This window comes from Catellatospora sp. NPDC049609 (assembly GCF_040675365.1).
Lineage (GTDB): Bacteria > Actinomycetota > Actinomycetes > Mycobacteriales > Micromonosporaceae > Catellatospora.
In genome coordinates this window covers 1-19,377 of record NZ_JBFAOU010000099.1, presented here as the reverse complement: position 1 = coordinate 19,377, position 19,377 = coordinate 1, and the positions used below count along the sequence as shown (strand labels likewise).

The window sequence follows — 19,377 nt, the reverse complement described above, 5'->3', positions numbered from 1 at the left end:
CCGTGACTTAGCTTGGACCGCGGACATGACGGACGTGCGCATTCAGGTGCTCGGCCCGGCCGGCGCCTGGCGCGGCGGGCACCCGGTCGACATCGGCCCCGCCGGTCAGCGGGCACTGTTCGGGCTGCTGGCACTGCACTGCGGGCAGGTCCTGCGCCGCGACGATCTCGCCGCAGGGCTGTGGCCCGACCGTCCCGCGCCGCCCAGCGCGGCCAACGTCATCCAGAGCTACGTGCTGCGGCTGCGCCGCCTGCTCGAACCCGACCGGCCGGCCCGCACTCCCAGCGCGGTGCTGCGCAAGGTCGGCGACGGCTACCGGCTGTGCCTGCCGTCCGCGGCCGTCGACCTGCTGCGGTTCCGCGAGCACGTCACGGCCGCTGTCGACCACCAGCAGCGGGGACGGCTGGACGACGCCGCGGCGTCACTGGCCGAGGCGCTGCGGCAGTGGCAGGGCGAACCGCTGGCCGACATCCCCGTGCTCGCCGAGCATCCCCGGGTTGTGGCGCTGGCCGCCGAGCGGCAGGAGGCGCTGGCCCGCTACGGCGAGCTCGCCGTCGCCGTGGGCCGCTCCGCCGACGGGCTGCCCGCGCTGGAGGAGGCGGCGTCCGCGCAGCCGCTCAACGAGGCATGGCACGCCCGGCTGATCCTCGCGTACCAGGCCGCCGGTCGGCGCGGCCAGGCATTCGCCGCCTACCACGACATCCGCCGGCGGCTGGCCGAGGAACTCGGCGTCGACCCCGGGGCCGAGCTGGCCGCCGCCCACGACGTGCTGCTGCACACCGAGCACCGGCCGCCGCGGCCGGCTGCCGCCGTGCCGGCACAACTGCCCGCCGACGTCCACGCCTTCACCGGCCGCGCCGACGAACTGGCCGCACTCGACCGGCTGCCGGGTGCTGTGGCGGCGGTCGTCATCTCCGGCGCGCCCGGCGTGGGCAAGACCTCGCTCGCGGTGCACTGGGCGCATCGCATCGCCTCCCGGTTCCCCGACGGCCAGCTGTACCTGAACCTGCGCGGCTTCGACCCGGCCGGTGTGTCCATGACCCCGGCGGACGCGGTGCGCCGGGTGCTCGACGGGCTGGGCGTCAGCGCCGAGCGGATGCCGGACGACACCGACGCCCAGGCCGCGCTGTACCGCAGCATGGTCGCCGGTCGCCGGATGCTGATCGTGCTGGACAACGCCCGCGACGCCGCGCACGTCGGGCCGCTGTTGCCCGGCACGCCCGGTTGCCTCCTGCTGGTCACTTCCCGATACCAGCTCGCCGGGCTGGTGGCGACCGGCGGAGCGCACCCGCTGCCGCTGGCACCGCTGGACCTCGCCGACGCCCACAGGCTGCTGAGCCGGCGGATCGGTGCCACGCGGCTGGCGGCCGAGCCCACTGCCGTGGCGGACATGCTCGACCGCTGCGCCGGGCTGCCCCTGGCACTGGTCATCCTCGCGGCACAGGCGGCGCTGAACCGGCAGCTGCCGCTGGCCGCCGTCGCCGACCAGCTGCGCGGTGACGGCGAACGGCTCGACGCGCTCACCACGGGCGAGCCGGAGACCGACCTGCGTTCGGTGTTCTCCTGGTCGTACCACGCTCTGCCCGCGCCGACGGCCCGCCTGTTCCGGATGCTCGGGCTGCACCCCGGGCCGGAGATCACGGTCCCGGCGGCGGCGAGCCTGACCGACTGGCCGGTCGCCGAGGTGCGCCGGCAGCTCGCCGAACTCGTCCGGGCGGGGCTGGCAAGTACGCCCGTGCCCGGCCGCTACCTGCTGCACGACCTGATACGCAGCTACGCCGCCGAGGTCGCCGCCCAGGTCGAGCCCGCCGCCGACCTCCGTGCCGCCGTGCTGCGCCTGCTCGACCACCTGCTGCGCACCGCGCACACCGCCGAGCAGCTGACCCAGCCCCGGCCGGACGACCGGCTCGCTGCGCCGCCGGCACCGGGCGCCGACCTGGCGGAGCTCGCCGACGCCGAACAGGCGCTGGCCTGGCTCGACGCCGAGCGGGCCGTCCTGGTCGCCGCGGTCGAGCAGGCCGTCACCGTGTCCGCCGGGCGCGCGTGGCGGCTGGCCCGGACCGTGTCCACCTATCTGGACCGGCGGGGGCACTGGGAGGACCTGGCCAGGGTCCAGCGGCTGGCCGTGGCGGCGGCCCGGCACGACGGCGCGCCCGGCGCGCAGGCCGTGGCGCACCGGTCCCTGGCCCGGGCCTGCATCCGGCTGCGCCGCATGGACGAGGCCCTGGCCGAGCTGCGGCAAGCCGGCGGGCTCTATCGCGAGTTCGGTGACCTGACCGGGCAGAGCCGGGTCGAGCTTGACCTGTCGCTGATGCAGGAGCGGCAGGGCCGCTACCGCCAGGCCCTGGACCACGCCCAGCGAGGGCTGGCCATCATGCGCGGCGCCGCCGACCGGCACGGGGTGGCCCGCGCCCGCAATGCGGTCGGCTGGTGCCGGGCACTGCTGGGCGACCACGCGGCAGCCCTGGAGCACTGCACGGCGGCGCTGGCCGAGCTGGCCGAGCTCGGCGACCGCAGCGGCATGGCCTCGACCCTGGACAGCATCGGCTACGCCCACTACCACCTCGGCGCGCACGACCGGGCCGTCGGCGCGTACGGCCAGGCCCTGGACATGTACCGCGAACTCGGCGACAGCCACCTCGAAGGGCTCGTGCTCAGCCACCTCGGCGACGCCCTCGCCGCCGCGGGCGACGGCGCGGCCGCGCGCTCGGTGTGGCAGCAGGCGCTGGACCGGCTCGGCCACCTCGATCCGCCGGAGGCGGCGCTGGTCCGGGCGAGGCTGTCCGGTGCCGACGGCGGCACGGTGCGCTGAAGCCGCGGGCGGTGGCGTCCAGTCCCGGTCCAGTCGCCGTCCAGCGGCGGGTGCCAGGATCGGAACTCGACCGGCATCGCCGTGCGGGAAAGGTCCCGACCGGGCCGCGGCAATGCTTCCCTCCGACAGAGGAGAGCATCGATGAGATCGTTCCTGAGGCGCTCGGCCGCCAGGTCGCTGCTGGTGGCGCTGGCCACGGTGGGCGCACTGGTCGCGCCCGCCGCAGCCACGCCGGCGCATGCCGCGTGGGGGCCCGCACAGCCCGTGACGATGCAGATCCGCCACTACTATCCGACCGGCGGCAGCGTCCAGATCGGCTGGGTGCAGGGCAGCGTCCAGTTCGACGACGGCGGCAACGCGCTGCGCTACGACCTGACGGTATGCCGGCAGTCCAGCTACATGCTGCCGTACCTGACGATCAACGTGAACATGTACTACGCCGGTGGGAACAAGTACTCCACCTTCGTGACGAACGTCTATCCGAGCTACACCGGCAACTCGACCGGGCAGCCGTGCTACTCCTCGACCGGCACGGCCACCGGGGAGTTCACGTCGCCGAACTTCACCAACGTGGAGTTGCTGGTGTTCGGCAGCACCTTCGAGGGCCAGTCCCACGTGGTCAAGAGCCAGGACCGGGTCCTCTACAACCCGTACTGAGCCGTAGCGTCGCGGACGGGGCCGATTACGGTCTCGTCCGCGACGCGGTGTCGGAGCAGCTCACGGCCGCCGAACGCGTGACAGATCGGGCCGGCGGGCGCGGCGTGGGCTGCCGCCCGGAGTGTCGTCAGCGGGGTGAGGGTTCCGCCAGGAGCCGGACTTCGCACAGGGCGCTCCGTTGCTGCAGAGGGTCAACCGGCGATGTTGTGCGGGACCACCACGACGACCTTGGCGTCGGTGATCTCGCGCACCTGCACGCCCTCGCTCTGCCCGGATGCCGGCACGGTGATCTCGTTGCCGCCGATGTCCACCGTGACCGTGCCGTCCTTGACCTCGACCAGCTTTGCTTCCAGGCCGAACACGCTCGCCGACGCGTCCACGCCCCGTTCGAAGGTCACGACGCATTCCTGGAGGTTGCAGTCGACATCGGTGCCTTTCCCGTCGCTGCACCCGGCCAGCAGGGCGGTCGACAGCAACAGCGGCAATCCGATCATCCGAACGAGAGCTCGGCCCAGGTCAGTAGACATCACCCGACTCTACACAGCCGTATCCAGGTGCTGGGCCGCGACACTGGCGGCGACGGCTGCGACGAGGGCTGCTCCCGGGGCGCGCAGGCGCGGTTGAGGCGGCTGCGCACCCCGAGCACGCCGGCAAGCGAGGCATCGTTGGTCTATGACCCATGGCAGCCGGCCTCGCGGCATAACCGCCCGGTTATGGATCACGCGCAGATTCGACGTTGTTCCGGCGAGTGAAGCCGCCGATGCTGGAACAAGCAAGATCGCCTGCTGGGGCGATCACCACCGCCGGCCCGGTCTGCGCAGGGCAACGGGTGCCTCACCCACCCTTTTGAAGGAGAGATCGATGCCTACCATGCTTGCTCCGCTGCCGTCGCTTGCCGAACAGGCGCAGCGACTGATCGAGCTGGAGCTGCACCACCACGCGGGGCTTTCCGAGTCGGACGTCCGGGGCGCCGCCCGAGCCGTCGGGGAGAACGCCCTTCTGGTGATCAATGCCGACCGCGTCGCTGCCTCGGTGCTGGCGCCCATGATGCGCCACAGAGACCGCCAGGGTTTCGTGGTCGAAGACATGACCGACCTGGACGCGTTCACGCCGATTGAGGTCGCGGCGACGCCCGACGCGCCGCTGTACCTGGTGCACGATGTCACCCGTGGTGACGAGATGGCCAACTGGAGCCCCGATGAGGCGCTGCCCGCGCTGACCTCCGCGGGCCGCACGCCGTTGACCGTCGCCGAGGGCATCCACTGGCTGCTGCAGCAACCGGAGGCGCTGGAGCGTAATCACTGCTTCATGACCATCGGCTCGCGTCTGCGGCGCCCGGACGGCAGGCTCGATGCGCGGACCCCGGCCTTGTGGCTGAGCAACGGCACCGGCCGCGACGGCGCCGCCAGGAGGCACGCTCCGAAGGTCGGCTGGTGCTGGGCGGGCAACCGTCACACCTGGCTCGGATTCGCCTCCGCGAGCCGCAGATCAGTGGCGTGAGTCGGGTCTCCAGGTTGGCCGGGCCACCTCGCCGTGACCCCGGGGGAGTGCCCGGGCCGGCCGCTCAGGTCATCGCCGTGCGGTCGACGAGCCCTGCGCGCTACCTGTCCAGGATCGCCGCGAGCCTGTCCAATGCCTGAGTGATCTGCTTGGGGTCGAGGCCGAGCACTCTGCGCTGGTAGTCGTACACCTCGGGGGCCAGCGGCGCGAGCAGGACGTCGACGAGCGCCTCCGGGTCGGGGGTCTGGGCGGCGGCCAGGATGGTGCGGACGTGGGCGCGCCAGAAGCCGTACGCGCCGGTCTCGAAGCGGGAGCGGCCCACCTCGGAGCCGAGCACCAGGTGGGAGTGGTCTTCCAGGAGGCGGACCATGGCGGCGTAGAACGCGGCCAGCCGCTGGGCCGGCGGTGCCCCGGGGCCCAGCGGCGGCTCGCCGCGCAGCAGGCGTCCCTGCAGTTCTCGTTCGTGCTCGTCGAGCAGCGCGACGGCGATCGACGCCCGGTCGGGGTATCGGCGGTAAAGGGTGCCGCGGCCGACCCCGGCCTTCTTGGCGATGTCGTCCATCGTCACGTCCTGCGGTGACCGTTCTGCGAACAGTGACGCTGCCGCTTCGAGGATCAGCGCACGGTTACGTGCTGCGTCGGCTCTCTCCATGCACGCATTGTATCTGGACGCCGTGTCCGGTTATAGTCAACCGGACACCGTGTCCACTTATAGTGTGAGGAGAGAGAGATCATGTTGCTGCACCTGGACGCCAGCGCCCGCCGCGAGTCGTTCTCGCGAAAACTGTCGAGCGTCTACGCCGAGACCTGGCGGGCTGCTCACCCCCAGGCGGGCTACGTCTACCGCGACCTGGCCGCGCAGCCGGTGCCGCACATCGGCCAGGCCTGGACCGAACTGTGCGACTACATCCTGCAGCGCGAGATCACCGACATGTCGCGCTATCGGGAGGCCGCCCGCAGCCCTGCGCAGCGCGAGGCGTGGGCCGTCGTGGAGCCGCTGCTGTCGGAGGTGGTCGCGGCCGAGGTGATCCTGATCGGCACGCCGATGTACAACTATTCGATCCCGTCGTCGCTGAAGGCCTGGCTCGACCAGATCACCTTCCCGAAGATGTCGCTGGAAGGCCGCTCGTTCGTGGTGACCAGCGCACGCGGCGGCGCGTACGGTCCCGGCACGCCGCGCGAGCATTATGACCACCAGGAGCGCTACCTGCGCGACTTCTTCCAGGGCCACTACCGGGTGCGGGACGTGACGTTCATCCACGCCGAGCTGGTCAACGCCCGCGTCGACCCGGCACTGGCCGACCTGCGCGACAAGCATGAGCAGTCCCTTGCGGCGGCCCTGCGGGAGGCGGCCCGATGAGCTGGCTGATCCTGCTGCTGGCCGGGCTGGTCGAGGTGGCCTGGTCGCAGAGCATCAAACCGACGCACAACTTCACCCGGCCCCTGCCCACGCTAATCTGCCTGTCTCTGATGGCCGTGGCCGTTTGGCTGTTGTCGCAGGTTATGAACACGCTGCCGGTCGGCACCGCATACGCCGTCTTCACCGGCATCGGCGCCGTCGGTGCGATCACGCTGGGCGTCGTGCTCAACGACGACCCGGTCTCGGTGGGCAGGATCGCGGCACTGTGCCTGATCGTCGGCGGGATCGTCCTGGCCCGGACAACCACCTGAGCCAGACCACTCTCGTCGCCGAGTCGTTCGAGCGTGGGTGGCGACAGACCGGAGACAGCGCTGGTCTGCCGCCGCAGCGCCGGACACCTGAACGAAGTCATCAGCAGCTGCGCACCGTGCCCGCAGCACATGAGGGTCACCGGCCGCCGCCTCAGAGGTCCAAGACAGGCGAACGGTCGATCGACGGATATCAGGAGAATATAATGCGAACCATGCGAATCGCCGTTGCCGGCGCAACCGGGAACATCGGCGCCCTCACGGTCGCCGCCCTGGAACGGGCCGGGCACCAGGCCGTACGAATCAGCCGTTCACTCGGCGTGGACCTGACCGACGGCGACAGCCTCGATGCCGCCCTCACCCACGTCGACGCGGTCATCGACGCCACGAACCACGCGGCCGCCGGACGCGACGAGGCAGTGGCCTACTTCGGCGCCACCACCCGCAATCTGCTCGCCGCCGAGCAGCGGACGGGCGTACGCCACCACGTGCTGCTCTCGATCGTCGGTGTCGACCGCATCGCCGGCAACGCCCACTACGCCGGTAAGCGCGAGCAGGAGCGCCTCGTGGCCGAAGGCCCGGTGCCGTGGACGATCGTCCGGGCCACCCAGTTCCATGACTTCGCGGCGATGGTGACGAGCTGGACCGAGCAGGACGGCGCCGCCGCCATCGCGCCACTGCTCGTCCAGCCGATCGCACCCGCGGACGTGGCCGACGTCCTCGCCGAGATCGCCACGGGCGCGCCACAGGGGCGTTATCGCGACGTCGCCGGTCCTGAGCCGCAAGACCTGGTCGACATGGCCCGGCGCACCAACGACAGGCGCGGCCGCACGGTCAAGCTCGTCCCGACGTGGTCATCGCTGTTCGGCGTGGAGATGGCCGGTGAGGTGCTGCTGCCACAGGCGGGTGCCCGTATCGCGCCGACGTCCTTCGACGAGTGGCTCGCCGAGCAGCGGTAGTCACACCCCAGCGCTCTGGATCGCTGGATGAGGTGATCGTCAGGCGTGGGGTCCGGAGTCGGCTGGCAGACCTGCCGGCTCCGGACGTCGCAAGCCCACCCGAGGTTACGACGCTTGGTCTCCCTCGTGTCGGGCGAGCGCAGAGACCGGTGCGGGTGCGGGGTCACGCCGATCCCCGTCCTGCGGCTGTGCTATGTGGCCGGCGCTCAGCCGCAGGTGGGTGCCGGTGAATCGGGCGCGCATACGGCGGTCGTGGGTGACGATGACCACCGCGCCCGGGTATTCCACCAGGGCTTGCTCCAGCTCCTCGACCAGAGCGGGGGAGAGGTGGTTGGTCGGTTCGTCGAGCAGCAGCAGGTCGACCGGCTTGCTGACCAGGCGGGCCAGCTCGAGCCGGCGCAGCTGACCGTACGACAGCTCGCTGACCCGCAACCGCAGGTCGGCCGGCCGGAACAGACCCAGCGACAGCAGCTCGTCCGGGTCACCGGCCTGGCCGTCGGCGAACGCCTCCCACACCGTCAGGTCCGGGGCCCAGGCCGTCGTCTCCTGCCGCAGGTGACCGATCCGGCCCCGTGTGCGCACTGTTCCGGCGGCCGGACGCAGTTCTCCCGCCAGGACCCGGATGAGGGTGGTCTTGCCCGCCCCGTTGGGCCCGGTGACCAGGACCCGGTCCGATCCGCCGATCCGCAGTGACGGCACGTACAGCCGGTCGGTGACGCTGACTTCGACCAGCTCGGCAACGGTCTCCGGCGTGTGGTCCTCGACGCTGGTGATGTTCGCCGCGAAGATCAGCGGGTCGGGTGGCGGTGCGACGGGGTTGCCGGTGAGACGTTCGATGCGCTCCTTGGCGTTGCGGATGCGTCCCATCGCGCCGTGGTCGCGGCCGCGGGCCCGGAAGGCGCCGTGCCCGAACTTGGCCATGGGAGCCTTGCGCGGGATCGCGTCCAGACGAAACGCGTTCGCTTCAGCGAGCCCGCGGTTGCGGGTCAGCTCCTCGCGCCATTCTTCGTACTCCTGCAGCCGACGCCGGCGTTCGGCCGCCTTGGCGATCAGGTATCCGTCGTAGCCGTCCCCGTAGCGGGTCACCCTGCCCTCGGCGACCTCCAAGATCGTATCGGTGACCCGGCTCAGGAACTCGCGGTCGTGGGTGACCGCGAGCACCGTGCCGCGGTGCTGCCGCAGGTGCTCCTCCAGCCAGCCCACCGCCTGGTCGTCCAGGTCGTTGGTCGGCTCGTCGAGCAGCAGCAGCTCCGGCTGGGACGCCAGGGTGGCGGCCAGCGCCAACCGCGACCGCTCCCCGCCGGACAAGGTGCCCAGCGACCTTCCACGGTCCACCCCGGGCAGGCCGAGCCCGTGCAGCGCTTTGTCGACCCGGGTGTCCGCCCCGTACCCGCCCCGTGCTTCATAACGGGAGACCAGCTCGGCATAGGTCTGCAGGCCTGCCGCGAGCGCTGCCCCGGACAGGCTGCCCAGCGTGGCCTCGGCGTGGTTGATCAGCGACTCCAGCTCCCGCAGGTCGGACAGCGCGAGGTCGATCGCGTCCTGGACCGTGGCCTGCGGCGGCAGGGCCAGCGACTGGGCCAGGTAGCCGACACCGCCCGGCGCGACGACCGTGACCTCACCGTTGTCGGGCTCGTCCGTCCCGGCGATCAGCCGGAGCAGCGTCGACTTTCCGGCGCCGTTGTCGCCGATGATGCCGGCCTTCTCGCCCGGCTTGACGCTGAAGGACACCGCGTCCAGCACGATGTGCTCGTCGTACCGGCGGGTGATGTCGTGCAGCGAAAGTTGAGCGGTAAGCATTGAGTTCTCCTGGTGGGGACAGGCCGATCGGAACGCGCGTTGCCGGGCCTCGATGGCCGGATGTTCTGTCCGTGAAGGTGGGTATCGCTGGGCGCGCGCGACAGGTGTGCGCCCCCGGCGGCCCGCGGGCGGTGCGGCGCCGCCTCGGCGAAACACATTTCGACGAGGCGGCGCCGAATGGCCTGCGGGGTCAGCCGGCCGAGGTCATGCCCGCTTCGTGAAAGTGGAACGCGCCCACAGGTAGCCCACGAGCGCGATCACCACGCACCAGGCGACGGCGACCGCCGCGTCGGTGGTGTCGGGCGCGCCGCGCAGCAGCCCGCGCATGGTCTCGATGATCGGCGTGAAGGGCTGGTACTCGGCGAACTGCCGCAGGCCCGGGCCCATCTTCTCCGCCGGGACGATCGCGCTGCTGAAGAACGGCAGCATGACCAGCGGCACGGCGGCCATGCCCGCGGTCTCCGGCGACTTCGCCGACAGCCCCAGCGCGACGGTGAACCAGCCGGCCGCGAACGCGAGCAGCACCGCGACCCCGGCCACGCCGAGCCAGTCGGTCAGGCTCGCCGACGGACTGAACCCGAGCAGGAACGCCACCCCGACGAGCGCGGCGATGGCGATCACATTGGTGAGCACGCTGGCGATGACGTGACCGGTGAGCACCGCACCGCGGGAGACGTCCATGACCTTGAACCGGTTGATGATGCCCTTGGTCATGTCGGAGTTCACCGCCGTCGCCGTGCCGCCCAGCCCGTAGCAGACGGCCAGCAGGATCAGGCCCGGTGTCGCGTAGTCGATGTAGTCGACGCCGACGCTGAAGGCGTCGCCGAACATGTACACGAACATCAGCATGATGATGATCGGCATCAGGACGGCGTTGAACACCGACGTCGGGTTCCTGGTGAGGTGCTTGACGTTGCGTCGCAGCATGACCAGTGCGTGCGAGTTCGCGCTCATTTGGCTGCCTCCGTGGTGTGGCCCGTCAGGGCGAGGAAGACGTCGTCGAGGTCGGGGGTGTGCACGGAGCACTCCTCGGCGCTGAGGCTGTGCTCGTCGAGCCGGTCCAGCAGCGCCCGCAGCGACTTCGTGCCGCCGTCGGCGGGCACCCGCAGGGCCAGTGCCTCGTCGTCGCGGGTCGCTTCGGGGAAGACGACCGCGGCGGCGTCGAGCTCGGCGGCGGTGGTGAACCGCAGCCGCACGTGGGTCCCCGGGATGAGGCGCTTGAGCTCGTCGGGGGTGCCCTGGGCGACCAGGCGGCCCCGGTCGAGCACCGCGACGCGATCGGCGAGCTGGTCGGCCTCCTCCAGGTACTGCGTGGTGAGGAAGACGGTCACGCCGTCGGCGACCAGGTCACGCACGATCGACCACATGGTCCGGCGGCTGCGCGGGTCCAGGCCCGTCGTCGGCTCGTCCAGGAAGATGATCTGCGGGTCGCCGACCAGGGTCATCGCCAGGTCGAGCTTGCGCCGCATACCCCCGGAGTAGGTGGACGCGGGCTTGTCCGCCGACGCGGTCAGCTCGAACCGCTCCAGCAGCTGCGCGACGACCCGCTCGCCGTTTCCGGCGACCTTGCGGTTGAGGTCCGCCATCAGCTGGAGGTTCTCCCGGCCCGTCAGCAGCTCGTCGACGGCGGCGAACTGGCCCGTGACGCCGATGGCCGCGCGCACCGCCTTGGCGTCGGTCGCGATGTCGTGACCTGCGACGCGCACCGTGCCGCCGTCGGCCCGCAGCAGCGTGGTCAGCACGTTCACGGTCGTCGTCTTGCCCGCCCCGTTCGGGCCGAGCAGGGAGAACACCGTTCCCGCACGGACCTCGAAGTCGACGCCGTCGAGGACGACCTTGTCCTGGTACGCCTTGCGTAGTCCGGAGACCGAGATCGCCGAGGTGGTCATGCGGGCACCTCGGACGCGGCCGCGGCGGCGTCGAGCGCCGCGATGATCTTGTCGGTCATGTCGGCGACGGCGGGGCCGGGTTCGCCCCGCCGGGTCCGAACGGCCGAGTCAAGGGCGACGACGACGGTACGGCGGAAGTTGCCGGCCTCGGCCGGAGCCTGCTCCTGCAGCAGGCGCATCGATTCCGTCAGAGCGGGCAGCACCCGGTCGGCGATCTCGGCCACCGATCTGCCGCTCAGGTCCATTCCGGTGGACTTCTCGGCGAGCACGTGCCCGACCAGGCCGGTTGCCGAGGCCAGGGCGATGGACCCGTCGGTGGCGATCCGGTGGGGCGAGCCGCCGGCTGCTCCGGCGGCAGACAGCAGCGCGACGGCACCGTAGGCGGCCGTCCGCAGGGTGACTTTGTCCTTCTCGGACAAGGTGACGGACATACTGGGGAACTCCTTGAAGAATTGCTTGATCGAATGCAACGGAAGGTGTTATCACCGGGGGAGTGGCAAGCTGCGGGAGCGCCTTTTCGGAGGGCCCCTGGCTCCGGCTGGGGCGGTGCAGGTTCGGTGGCGTACAGGACCTTTCATGACAAACCTCTCTGCGACGGCGCGCGACGGCTCCGCCTGCCGCTGGTCTGGGAAGTTGGGGCCCGGCGGTTACGGCAGGGCTAGCTCGTAGAGAAGAGTCCGTCCGAGGCGGCGGAAGCCGAGGTGCCGGTGCAGGGCGAGGGTCCCGGAGTCGTCCTCGGCGGTGCGCGCCTCGATCTCCTCGACGTGTGGGTGGACCTCGCGCAGTCGCTGGATCAGAGCGGCGTTCACCCACAAGCCCAGCCGCCGTCCGCGATGGCCGGCGAGCACGGCCGGCCCGTACTGACGGGCGCGGCGCTGCGGCAGTGCACCCACGGCCGCCAGGGCGTAGGCGACCAGGTCGCCGTCGGCTTCGGCGGCGCTGACGACGGCTTCACCGGGTCGGCTCGGGCGCTGGAGCAGTTCCTCGATCCGGGTCGCGTCGGACAGGTCGCCGGTCCAGTGGCGCAGCCGGTATCCAACATGATCGACGTCGACCAGCTCACCCAGCCAGGCATGGTGGACATCGCAGTAGGTGAGCAGGTCGTGGCACCGGGATCCGGTGCGCTGGAAGTCGTTTCGCACGCAGAAGCCCTCCCCGGCGGAGCCCGCGGCGACCTCGACGATCAGCCGCTGCCCTGCGGCGTGCGCGCTGACGGCGGCGAGCAGCCGGGAGCCGATCCCACGTCGGCGCCATTGCGGCTCCACGTACAGGCTGAGCTCGGCGGCGCCTGGCTGCGCGGCCAGCAGCGGCAAGTCGTGCTCGAACGCCATGACCGGACGCAGGCCGGCGACCCCGGCCACCAGGCCGGGTGGTGTCACGGCCTGCCAGCGCGGGATCCCGAGGTGATCCGGCTCCGCCAGGATGTCGATCATCGGCTCGTTCATGTCGTCCACCATCGCCCGGCCGTTGCCGCCGAACAACGCAGAAGATCGGACCGCCGCATTAGCCACCGGTAATGGATCGACAGCAGGCCCTGCGACCGCCGGTAATCAAGATCACGCCCTCGCGACGAGCCGCTATCGCGGCCGTAGACTGCCGATCCAGAGCCCGACGATCAAGAGAGGGACGGCCGGGTGGAGCTGCGTGATATCGAGATCTTCCTGACGCTGGCCGAAGAACTCCACTTCGGTCGAACGGCCGAGCGCCTCCACGTGTCCCAGTCGCGGGTGAGCCAGTCGATCAAACAGCAGGAGCGGCGGATCGGCGGCGCCCTGTTCGAGCGGACCAGCCGCACCGTCCGGCTCACCCCGCTCGGCGAGCGGCTGCGCGACCGCCTCCGCGCCGGCTACATCGAGATCATGTCAGGCATCGAAGAGGCCACCGCCACGGCGCGCGGCCACCTGGGCACGCTCACCGTAGGCACGATGGCCACCCACTACCGGGCGGTTGAGGCCATCGTCGACCTGTTCCGGCAGCGGCACCCGCAATGCGAGCTGCGCCTGCGCGAGATCCTGCCCACCGACCCGCTCGGGGCGCTGCGGGCCGGCTCGGTCGACATCGGGATTCTCTGGCTGCCCATCCGTGAGCCCGACCTGGCGGTCGGGCCGGTCCTGCACAGCGAGGACCTGGTCCTGGGGGTCGCCGCCGGCCACCCGCTGGCCGGCAAGGGCAGTGTCGAGCTGGAGGACCTCGGCGATCACCCGGTCGTCTATCCCGAGGGGCCGATTCCCGACTATGTGTGGGAGGCGCACACCCCGTCCAGGACGCCGGCCGGCCGGCCCATCCGGCGTGGCCTGGGCGTCATCACCCTGGAGGAGGCCTTCCGGGCGATCGCCGGCGGCAGCGTCGTGTCCCCGATCGGATCGGACGTGGCATCCACCCGCCAGCGAGGCGACATCACCTTCCTGCCCATCACCGACGGACCGGTGCTGCGCTACGCACCGGTGTGGCGCCGCGACGGGGAGACCCCGCTGGTCCGTGCCTTCATCCAAGCCGCGACCGACGCGAGGCAGACGACCTGACCGATACCAGTGCCGAGGCCGGGCGGCCTGACACCGGCACACACTCTCGGCCATGATCGCCCTGGCCGTGCTTGCACCAGCGGATAAGCGCTACATGCCGTCGGAGTACTAGGTTCCGGGCTTGACATCCTCCCCGCCCTAATAGACGGGGACTCCCTTGGTCGCCCTCGGGTGTTCCTGTTTCGCCGACGACTGCCCCGTCCGAGAGGATTCTCGTTGAGGTCTTACATCGTCTCCGCAGGCTGTCACGATCGCGATGCTGGACCAAACGTCGACGTGCGCTTCCAGCCGATGAGACGGCATCGTCTGCACCTGCACTGCGCCCCGAACTCATCGCAGCGCCGCTGCGAGGTCGGCAGCGATCTCGAAGGTCGGTGCCGCCCGTGCGGTCTCGTCCGCGTTCAGCGCGATGTGTTCGATGCGGGCCAGCATCTGCGTCGCGGTTTCCCGGTCATCGAGCGCCATCGCCAGTTCTGCGCGGTACACGAGCACCTCCACGTGTGTGACGGGGTCATCGTCGGCCTGCGGTCGGGCCAGCGCGCTGTCGAGGATGCGGACTGCCTGGCCGGCGTCACCCTTGGAGTCGGCCAGCACGACGGCGTTCGCCAGCGCTTTGCCGAGTCGTCCGGCGGGTGCGGGTGCCGGCGTGGGCGTCGTGGCGGGGTTCTGGAAGACGCGGATCCAGTTGCCGCCCGGGTCGATGATGCTGAACCCGCCCAGCCCGTCGGCGTTCTTTCGTGTCCTGGGCCGGGTCATCCGCGGCAAGCCGGACACCAGGACTTTGCCGAATGCGGCCCGCATGCCGGCGGCGAAAGCCTGGTGCAGTTCCGCGATGTCCGAGGTGAGCACGATGCAGGAGCCGTAGGACTGCGCCGGGTCGAACCCGGTGATCTCGAAGAACTGCAGGTTCAGGTCTTGACGTTGCAGTCCCACGCAGGGGTAGGGCTTGCGCTGCTTGTACGTGGTGCTGAAGCCGAGAGCCCCATAGAAGGTGATGATGTCGTCGATCGAAGCGCAGGGCAGCAGGGGGATGGTCACCTCGTTGGTCATGGCTCTTTCCTAGGTGACACGGACCGTCCTTCGCCCATGGAATTAGCCGATCATCGCCTGGTCCCATCCGATCGGCCGATGCGACCGCAGTCGGCGTGCAGGTCTGCCAAGGGCGCAGAGGCTTCCGCAGCTGGTCACCATCTGTAAGCGGATCCATTCTTCGGCTACAGGCGAGGGCCGGCCGCCCCGGATGGTGGCGCCGAAACGACGGACGGCCTCGTCGTCGGTGCGGGTGGCCTGCGGCCACACGCAGCGCCACCACCCGGACCGTTCGTCGTGCCGGTAACAGTCGAGGTGCCAGGCGTTCAGCGACACGTACGGGCCGCCGTCCACGGCGATTTCGATCGCGGAGCGGTATCGCACGACCGCAAGGCCCTCATCAGCGAGTACCTGGATCGGCGTCACTGCCTCGAACCGTCGGTAGTCAATCGAGCCATCGGCGATGCCTCCGAGGTAGAACCCCTTGTCCCACTCGCCGCCGCCCGGATTGACCAGGACGAAGTCATCCGCGTGCGGGCCAGCGCGCCAGGTCCTTCGCGAGCGGTCGGCGTTCCAACGGACGAGATCCACGATCCGTGAGACGGAACCTAAAGCGTTGCCTTTCTGAGCTCGCTCAGCCACTCGATACCAAGCCGACGGCCGTCGGGGAACTGGTCGTAGCGATCCCAGCGCCACATCGTGACCATCGACAGCACGAGGGTTCGGCAGGCGCGGAGCAGGTGGTGGGCTACGCCCGGGTAGTGGTCGCCGACCTCGTCGGGCGCGTGAGCCAGGTCGAACTCGATCGGCCCCCGGCAGCACGTCTCGAAGTCGATGAATAGCAGGCCGGTCTGCGTCGAGAGCAGGTTGCCCGGATGCGGCTCGCCGTGCAGCAGCTGTTCGGGCCGGCCGCTCCCGCTGACTTCTCGACGCAGGCGCTCCAACGTGCCGGCGAGGAAGGCCCGGTCCGCGTCGGCCAACTCCGGCGTCCGGTCGTGGTCGGCCGCGAGCAGCTGGGCCTGATGGACCCGATCCGTGAAATGCGGGGTCGGCACGTCGATTCTGCGCATTCCGGCGTGCAGCCGTTCGAGCGCGCCGGCGTAGTCCGCGGGCGGGATCGGTTCAGTCAGCGGTTCGTAGTAGGTCCACAGGGTGACCACGTAGTCGTCCCGGACATAGACCTCGGGTGCTTCCAGCTCTGCCACCGGGCTCCCGGCCGCGGCCAGCTGCTGAGCGACGTCGACCTCGAACCGGGCGGACTGGTCTGTCGTCGGCGCCACCCGGGCCAGCACGTCGCAGGGCCGCAGGCGCAGGGTGAGCTTGTTCGAGTTGTGCAGGACGACGGCGTCGTGGGCGGTCAGGCCGAGCGACGAAGCGATCGACATGGCAGCCTCGATTGCGCGTTCGGTCTCATACGCCTGCATCCAGGCACCGTAGCTGACCGTTCCTGGCCCGGCAGGCGCAATTCACGTAGATGCGGAGCAAGGCAGGCGTCATTCCGTGACGCGCAGGACGGTCCTCGCGACTCGGGCGACCAGCACCAGGAAGCGGGCGAAGCGAGCCGGCTGAATCGGAGATAGGGTCCCCTCCATGGACATGCTGAAGGGCCACCAGATCGCCGAGGCCAACCTGACCGACTGGCGCAAGCTGGCCCAGGGGCTGCATGCCCGCTACCTGGTCGACGACTTCAGCACCGGAGCACGGTTCGTCGCCGCGGTGGGCGAGGCGGGCGACGCGCTCGGCCACCACCCCCGCGTGTCGATCGGCAACGGGTACGTCGACCTCAAGCTGATCACCGACGACGCCGTCTACCGCGACGACGACGGCACCGAATACGTCATCGAGTGGGTGACCCAGCAGGACGTCGACCTCGCGCGACGGATCACCGAGATCGCCGCCGACCACAAAGCCGCCGCCGACCCGGCCTCGGTCAGCATGATCGAGCTCGGCCTCGACACGGCGCGCTCCGCGACCATCGCCCCGGTGTGGGCCGCCCTGCTGACCGGAAACCCCGAGGCACAGGGCCACGGGTCCCCCAGCGACGAGATCCGGGACGCCACGGGACGGGTGCCGAACCTGTGGTTCGGGGACGCCGCCGAGCACGAGACCCCACGACAGCGGTTCCACATCGAGGTCTATGTGGCGCCCGAGGTGGCCGAGCAGCGGATCGCCGCCGCCGTCGCCGCTGGCGGGACCGTCGTCGACGACAGCAACGCGCCCTCGCTCACCGTGATCGCCGACCAGGACGGCAACAAGGGAATCGTATGCGTCGACGTGTCCGCTGCGAAGAAGGAGTGAACCGCCGACCCGGGTGACCCGGGCCCTCGTAGGGCGTTCCTCGCGTCCGAAGTCGAGCCGTGCGGTCCGGATGCGCATCACGCCACTCATGCGTGGGTGACCGGGCCGCGCCGGCGCAGGTCGGCTGCGCAGCCGGCGGATCCAGCCGCGGCCACTCGGCGGCAGTGTGGCCGCGGCCTACCGAGTGTCACGCCGCCGGCAGATCGCCGCCTTCAGGCAGGTCTTCCTGTTTGCGCTGAAAGTGGTATGCGCGCTCCACGCGTGCGATACGCACCTCGTACGCTTCGTACCACCGCTCACGCCCCAGGCGCTGCGCCACGAGATGTTCGGCGTGCTCGGCCCAGCGGCGTATCGCTTCCTCGGTGTCGTAGTACACGACACTCAGCTCGTGACCGTCCGGTCCCTCCAGCGAATCCCTGCCGAGGTATCCCGGCTGCGCCTCAGCCAGCTGGACCATCCGCGCGCCCATGTCGGCGTAACCGTCGGGATCCTCGTCGGTGCGCCAGGTGCTCAGGATCGCGGCGTAGTACGGCGGTTGCGGCCGGGCGGCCGCGGGTTCGGCAGGCATAGGATCTCCAACTGCTCTCGTCACGATCAGTGGATCGCAACGTACTTACGAGAGCACGAGTTCACCAGGTGATTTCTGGCTTAGCAAACACGGCTCGTTTCACCAGTCTCATCACCAGGCGAAGTTGCCGAACGCCGTGTCGCGCATCGGGATCTTTCTGCTCCGACGGACGAGCTCGTGTTGTCCATCACCGCAGTCCCCGGCGCACGTGACCTGCCCGACTGGGACAGCATCCCGGGGCTGGCCGCCACCGCCATCGCGCTGGCAGTGTACGGCGAACCGGAATTGGGGCTCGAGTTGTAGTCGAGGACATAGAAGGTCCAGCCGCCGCAAGCCCGGCGCAGCTAACCGTCGAGTACGGTGCTGACACCGGCGCACTGCTGTGCCGCATCCGTATTGACGCCGCGAGCGACCAGTCGATGCGACCCTCGCCGCCGAGCCGGTTGAGCAGTGCGTCGTGCAGCCGAAGCCACAATCCGGCCGCGGTCCACTCGGAGAAGCGCCGGTGCGCGGTGGCCCGGGTGACCCCGAAGGAGGCCTCGGGAAGCTTCCACCACGAACAGCCCGCCTGGGTGACGTATACGATCGCCGCGAGCATCGCACGGTCGTCGGTCCTGCGGCGGCCACCGCCCTGTTTGCGGCGCGGTGCCGGCGGTATCAACGGTTCCGCAATCGCCCACAGCGCCCCCGACGCCCACAGATGGATCGTCGCCTCGTCCACGAAACGACATCATGCCGCAGGCCGAGACCGTCCTATATGACACTCCCCCGACCACACGCGCATATAGAAGTGACATGCGTATCGGGCCGGGATGCGTAAGGATCTACCCGACCCGTGGTCAATGTGAGGGGGCACTGTGACGGTCATCGTGGTGACCGGCATCCAAGCGGCGGGGAAGTCGACCATCGCTCAGGCGCTGGCTGAACGGCTAGTGCGTTCGGTGCATGTCAGGGGCGATCTGTTCCGGCGGATGGTGGTCAACGGACGTGAGGAGATGGGGTCGGCACAACCGTCCGCTGAGGCGGTGCGGCAGTTGCAGCTGCGCTACGCATTGGCAGCCACGGTGGCAGCCGGTTACGCCGAGGCGGGTTTCACGGTCGTATTGCAGGACATCATCCTGGGCGAGGACTTGGTTCGGATGGTGGACAGAATCCGTTCCCGGCCTCGATATGTCGTCGTGCTCGCTCCGCGACCGGAGGCAGTCCAAGCTCGCGAAGACACTCGCCGGGCTGAACGCGGCAAAGTCGCATACAAGCCAGGTGACGAGGGCGTGGTCGAACTCGACGCGTATCTGCGACGGGAGACGCCAGGGTCGGGTTGTGGATTGATTCCTCTGATCAGACAGTGGCTCAGACAGTTGACGAGATCTTCGCCCGCGTATGGACGGAAGGTTCGGTCTGATCAGACCGGCCGGTGTGGGGCGCGAGGGGCGCTGAGCGTCCCGTGGCTACGACCGCAAGGGCGACCACAACGAGGCCTTTGTCATGATCGCCAGTGTCTTGATCTGCGACCGCCGCCTCACCAAGTGAGACACGCCCTAACGATCTTGTGCGCAATAGTTGAGGTCGCGTGATGGGCCGCTCCGGGGCGTTTCACCAGGTGATGGTGCGGTCGGAGACCAGGGCGGCGACGGCGTCGACGGTCTGCGGGAGCAGTTCGCGTCGTCCGGTGAAG

21 protein-coding genes and 1 pseudogene are annotated in these 19,377 nt (G+C 70.1%); 10 read left to right on the top strand and 12 right to left on the bottom strand.

The annotated features are described in order from the left end of the window. The first annotated feature begins 25 nt into the window (after positions 1–25). Both AB0J67_RS24865 and AB0J67_RS24860 read left to right on the top strand, forming a co-directional pair. The gene (locus AB0J67_RS24865) at positions 26–2,812 is read left to right on the top strand and encodes a BTAD domain-containing putative transcriptional regulator (RefSeq protein WP_363485841.1); all 2,787 of its coding nucleotides are present in this window, start codon (positions 26–28) and stop codon (positions 2,810–2,812) included. Between the two features lie 141 nt (positions 2,813–2,953). Further along, positions 2,954–3,469 carry a hypothetical protein gene (locus tag AB0J67_RS24860; RefSeq protein ID WP_363485840.1) on the top strand — a complete coding sequence of 172 codons (516 nt, stop codon included), beginning with the start codon at positions 2,954–2,956 and terminating at the stop codon, positions 3,467–3,469. A 191-nt stretch (positions 3,470–3,660) separates the two neighbouring features. Here the strand turns inward: AB0J67_RS24860 and AB0J67_RS24855 are convergent, their stop codons facing one another. Beyond that, a complete protein-coding gene (locus tag AB0J67_RS24855) occupies positions 3,661–3,996 on the bottom strand; it encodes a hypothetical protein (RefSeq protein WP_363485838.1) in 336 nt (111 codons plus the stop codon). Between the two features lie 334 nt (positions 3,997–4,330). Here AB0J67_RS24855 and AB0J67_RS24850 point away from each other — a divergent pair, with 334 nt between their 5' ends. After that, positions 4,331–4,969: a DUF5701 family protein gene (locus tag AB0J67_RS24850; protein ID WP_363485837.1), complete on the top strand. Its 639-nt coding sequence runs from the start codon at positions 4,331–4,333 to the stop codon at positions 4,967–4,969. 100 nt (positions 4,970–5,069) lie between these two features. Here AB0J67_RS24850 and AB0J67_RS24845 read toward each other — a convergent pair whose 3' ends face one another. Further along, positions 5,070–5,621: a helix-turn-helix domain-containing protein gene (locus AB0J67_RS24845; RefSeq protein WP_363485836.1), complete on the bottom strand. Its 552-nt coding sequence runs from the start codon at positions 5,619–5,621 to the stop codon at positions 5,070–5,072. An 81-nt stretch (positions 5,622–5,702) separates the two neighbouring features. Here AB0J67_RS24845 and AB0J67_RS24840 point away from each other — a divergent pair, with 81 nt between their 5' ends. The 3 genes from AB0J67_RS24840 to AB0J67_RS24830 all read left to right on the top strand — a co-directional run bounded on the left by AB0J67_RS24840 (position 5,703) and on the right by AB0J67_RS24830 (position 7,596). Further along, a complete protein-coding gene (locus tag AB0J67_RS24840) occupies positions 5,703–6,329 on the top strand; it encodes an NAD(P)H-dependent oxidoreductase (protein ID WP_363485835.1) in 627 nt (208 codons plus the stop codon). After that, entirely contained in the window at positions 6,326–6,640 is a 315-nt protein-coding gene (locus tag AB0J67_RS24835; RefSeq protein ID WP_363485834.1) for an SMR family transporter, read from the top strand. The genes AB0J67_RS24840 and AB0J67_RS24835 overlap by 4 nt, the downstream gene beginning before the upstream one ends. 212 nt (positions 6,641–6,852) lie before the next feature. Further along, positions 6,853–7,596, top strand: coding sequence for an NAD(P)H-binding protein (locus tag AB0J67_RS24830; protein ID WP_363485833.1), 744 nt, complete (start codon positions 6,853–6,855; stop codon positions 7,594–7,596). A gap of 105 nt (positions 7,597–7,701) precedes the next feature. Here the strand turns inward: AB0J67_RS24830 and AB0J67_RS24825 are convergent, their stop codons facing one another. From AB0J67_RS24825 to AB0J67_RS24805, 5 genes are all read right to left on the bottom strand, one after another. Next, positions 7,702–9,396, bottom strand: coding sequence for a TlrC/CarA/OleB/SrmB family ABC-F type ribosomal protection protein (locus AB0J67_RS24825; RefSeq protein WP_363485832.1), 1,695 nt, complete (start codon positions 9,394–9,396; stop codon positions 7,702–7,704). Between the two features lie 204 nt (positions 9,397–9,600). Then, positions 9,601–10,350, bottom strand: a complete 750-nt coding sequence (locus AB0J67_RS24820) for an ABC transporter permease (protein ID WP_363485831.1) — start codon at positions 10,348–10,350, stop codon at positions 9,601–9,603. Further along, entirely contained in the window at positions 10,347–11,285 is a 939-nt protein-coding gene (locus AB0J67_RS24815; RefSeq protein ID WP_363485830.1) for an ATP-binding cassette domain-containing protein, read from the bottom strand. Before AB0J67_RS24815 ends, AB0J67_RS24820 begins: the two co-directional genes overlap by 4 nt. Further along, positions 11,282–11,755, bottom strand: coding sequence for a hypothetical protein (locus tag AB0J67_RS24810; protein WP_363485829.1), 474 nt, complete (start codon positions 11,753–11,755; stop codon positions 11,282–11,284). Before AB0J67_RS24810 ends, AB0J67_RS24815 begins: the two co-directional genes overlap by 4 nt. A gap of 177 nt (positions 11,756–11,932) precedes the next feature. Next, positions 11,933–12,730, bottom strand: coding sequence for a GNAT family N-acetyltransferase (locus AB0J67_RS24805; RefSeq protein ID WP_363485828.1), 798 nt, complete (start codon positions 12,728–12,730; stop codon positions 11,933–11,935). A 189-nt stretch (positions 12,731–12,919) separates the two neighbouring features. Here AB0J67_RS24805 and AB0J67_RS24800 point away from each other — a divergent pair, with 189 nt between their 5' ends. Continuing rightward, complete coding sequence (locus AB0J67_RS24800; protein ID WP_363485827.1) at positions 12,920–13,807, top strand: LysR family transcriptional regulator; 888 nt, start codon at positions 12,920–12,922, stop codon at positions 13,805–13,807. 330 nt (positions 13,808–14,137) lie between these two features. Here the strand turns inward: AB0J67_RS24800 and AB0J67_RS24795 are convergent, their stop codons facing one another. Genes AB0J67_RS24795 through AB0J67_RS24785 form a run of 3 tightly spaced genes read right to left on the bottom strand, consistent with a single transcriptional unit; the run spans position 14,138 to position 16,260 of the window. Further along, on the bottom strand, positions 14,138–14,857 hold the full coding sequence (locus AB0J67_RS24795; RefSeq protein WP_363485826.1) for a VOC family protein: 720 nt from the start codon (positions 14,855–14,857) through the stop codon (positions 14,138–14,140). Positions 14,858–14,899: 42 nt separating this feature from the next. Beyond that, a complete protein-coding gene (locus tag AB0J67_RS24790; RefSeq protein ID WP_363485825.1) occupies positions 14,900–15,427 on the bottom strand; it encodes a nuclear transport factor 2 family protein in 528 nt (175 codons plus the stop codon). Between the two features lie 17 nt (positions 15,428–15,444). After that, positions 15,445–16,260, bottom strand: coding sequence for an aminoglycoside phosphotransferase family protein (locus tag AB0J67_RS24785; RefSeq protein ID WP_363485824.1), 816 nt, complete (start codon positions 16,258–16,260; stop codon positions 15,445–15,447). A gap of 166 nt (positions 16,261–16,426) precedes the next feature. On the opposite strand from AB0J67_RS24785, the gene AB0J67_RS24780 reads away from it, so the two are divergent. Further along, on the top strand, positions 16,427–17,134 hold the full coding sequence (locus tag AB0J67_RS24780) for a VOC family protein (protein ID WP_363485823.1): 708 nt from the start codon (positions 16,427–16,429) through the stop codon (positions 17,132–17,134). A gap of 187 nt (positions 17,135–17,321) precedes the next feature. Here AB0J67_RS24780 and AB0J67_RS24775 read toward each other — a convergent pair whose 3' ends face one another. Next, entirely contained in the window at positions 17,322–17,702 is a 381-nt protein-coding gene (locus AB0J67_RS24775) for an antibiotic biosynthesis monooxygenase (RefSeq protein WP_363485822.1), read from the bottom strand. Between the two features lie 177 nt (positions 17,703–17,879). Between AB0J67_RS24775 and AB0J67_RS24770 the strand changes: the two genes are divergently transcribed. Further along, positions 17,880–18,005, top strand: a complete 126-nt coding sequence (locus tag AB0J67_RS24770) for a hypothetical protein (RefSeq protein ID WP_363485849.1) — start codon at positions 17,880–17,882, stop codon at positions 18,003–18,005. 166 nt (positions 18,006–18,171) lie between these two features. On the opposite strand, the pseudogene AB0J67_RS24765 reads toward AB0J67_RS24770, so the two are convergent. After that, positions 18,172–18,423: pseudogene (locus AB0J67_RS24765) on the bottom strand (transposase); the annotation flags it as partial. A gap of 136 nt (positions 18,424–18,559) precedes the next feature. Here AB0J67_RS24765 and AB0J67_RS24760 point away from each other — a divergent pair. Then, complete coding sequence (locus AB0J67_RS24760) at positions 18,560–19,276, top strand: AAA family ATPase (RefSeq protein ID WP_363485821.1); 717 nt, start codon at positions 18,560–18,562, stop codon at positions 19,274–19,276. Positions 19,277–19,377: the final 101 nt, after the last annotated feature.

Bases quoted from the DNA above. Each gene is read 5' to 3' on its own strand.
- AB0J67_RS24835 (WP_363485834.1), top strand. From the start codon at position 6,326: ATGAGCTGGCTGATCCTGCTGCTGGCCGGGCTGGTCGAGGTGGCCTGG.
- AB0J67_RS24830 (WP_363485833.1), top strand. From the start codon at position 6,853: ATGCGAATCGCCGTTGCCGGCGCAACCGGGAACATCGGCGCCCTCACG.
- AB0J67_RS24855 (WP_363485838.1), bottom strand. From the start codon at position 3,996: ATGTCTACTGACCTGGGCCGAGCTCTCGTTCGGATGATCGGATTGCCG.
- AB0J67_RS24795 (WP_363485826.1), bottom strand. From the start codon at position 14,857: ATGACCAACGAGGTGACCATCCCCCTGCTGCCCTGCGCTTCGATCGAC.
- AB0J67_RS24815 (WP_363485830.1), bottom strand. From the start codon at position 11,285: ATGACCACCTCGGCGATCTCGGTCTCCGGACTACGCAAGGCGTACCAG.
- AB0J67_RS24805 (WP_363485828.1), bottom strand. From the start codon at position 12,730: ATGAACGAGCCGATGATCGACATCCTGGCGGAGCCGGATCACCTCGGG.
- AB0J67_RS24780 (WP_363485823.1), top strand. From the start codon at position 16,427: ATGGACATGCTGAAGGGCCACCAGATCGCCGAGGCCAACCTGACCGAC.
- AB0J67_RS24820 (WP_363485831.1), bottom strand. From the start codon at position 10,350: ATGAGCGCGAACTCGCACGCACTGGTCATGCTGCGACGCAACGTCAAG.
- AB0J67_RS24775 (WP_363485822.1), bottom strand. From the start codon at position 17,702: ATGCCTGCCGAACCCGCGGCCGCCCGGCCGCAACCGCCGTACTACGCC.
- AB0J67_RS24825 (WP_363485832.1), bottom strand. From the start codon at position 9,396: ATGCTTACCGCTCAACTTTCGCTGCACGACATCACCCGCCGGTACGAC.
- AB0J67_RS24850 (WP_363485837.1), top strand. From the start codon at position 4,331: ATGCCTACCATGCTTGCTCCGCTGCCGTCGCTTGCCGAACAGGCGCAG.
- AB0J67_RS24860 (WP_363485840.1), top strand. From the start codon at position 2,954: ATGAGATCGTTCCTGAGGCGCTCGGCCGCCAGGTCGCTGCTGGTGGCG.
- AB0J67_RS24865 (WP_363485841.1), top strand. From the start codon at position 26: ATGACGGACGTGCGCATTCAGGTGCTCGGCCCGGCCGGCGCCTGGCGC.
- AB0J67_RS24785 (WP_363485824.1), bottom strand. From the start codon at position 16,260: ATGCAGGCGTATGAGACCGAACGCGCAATCGAGGCTGCCATGTCGATC.
- AB0J67_RS24840 (WP_363485835.1), top strand. From the start codon at position 5,703: ATGTTGCTGCACCTGGACGCCAGCGCCCGCCGCGAGTCGTTCTCGCGA.
- AB0J67_RS24845 (WP_363485836.1), bottom strand. From the start codon at position 5,621: ATGGAGAGAGCCGACGCAGCACGTAACCGTGCGCTGATCCTCGAAGCG.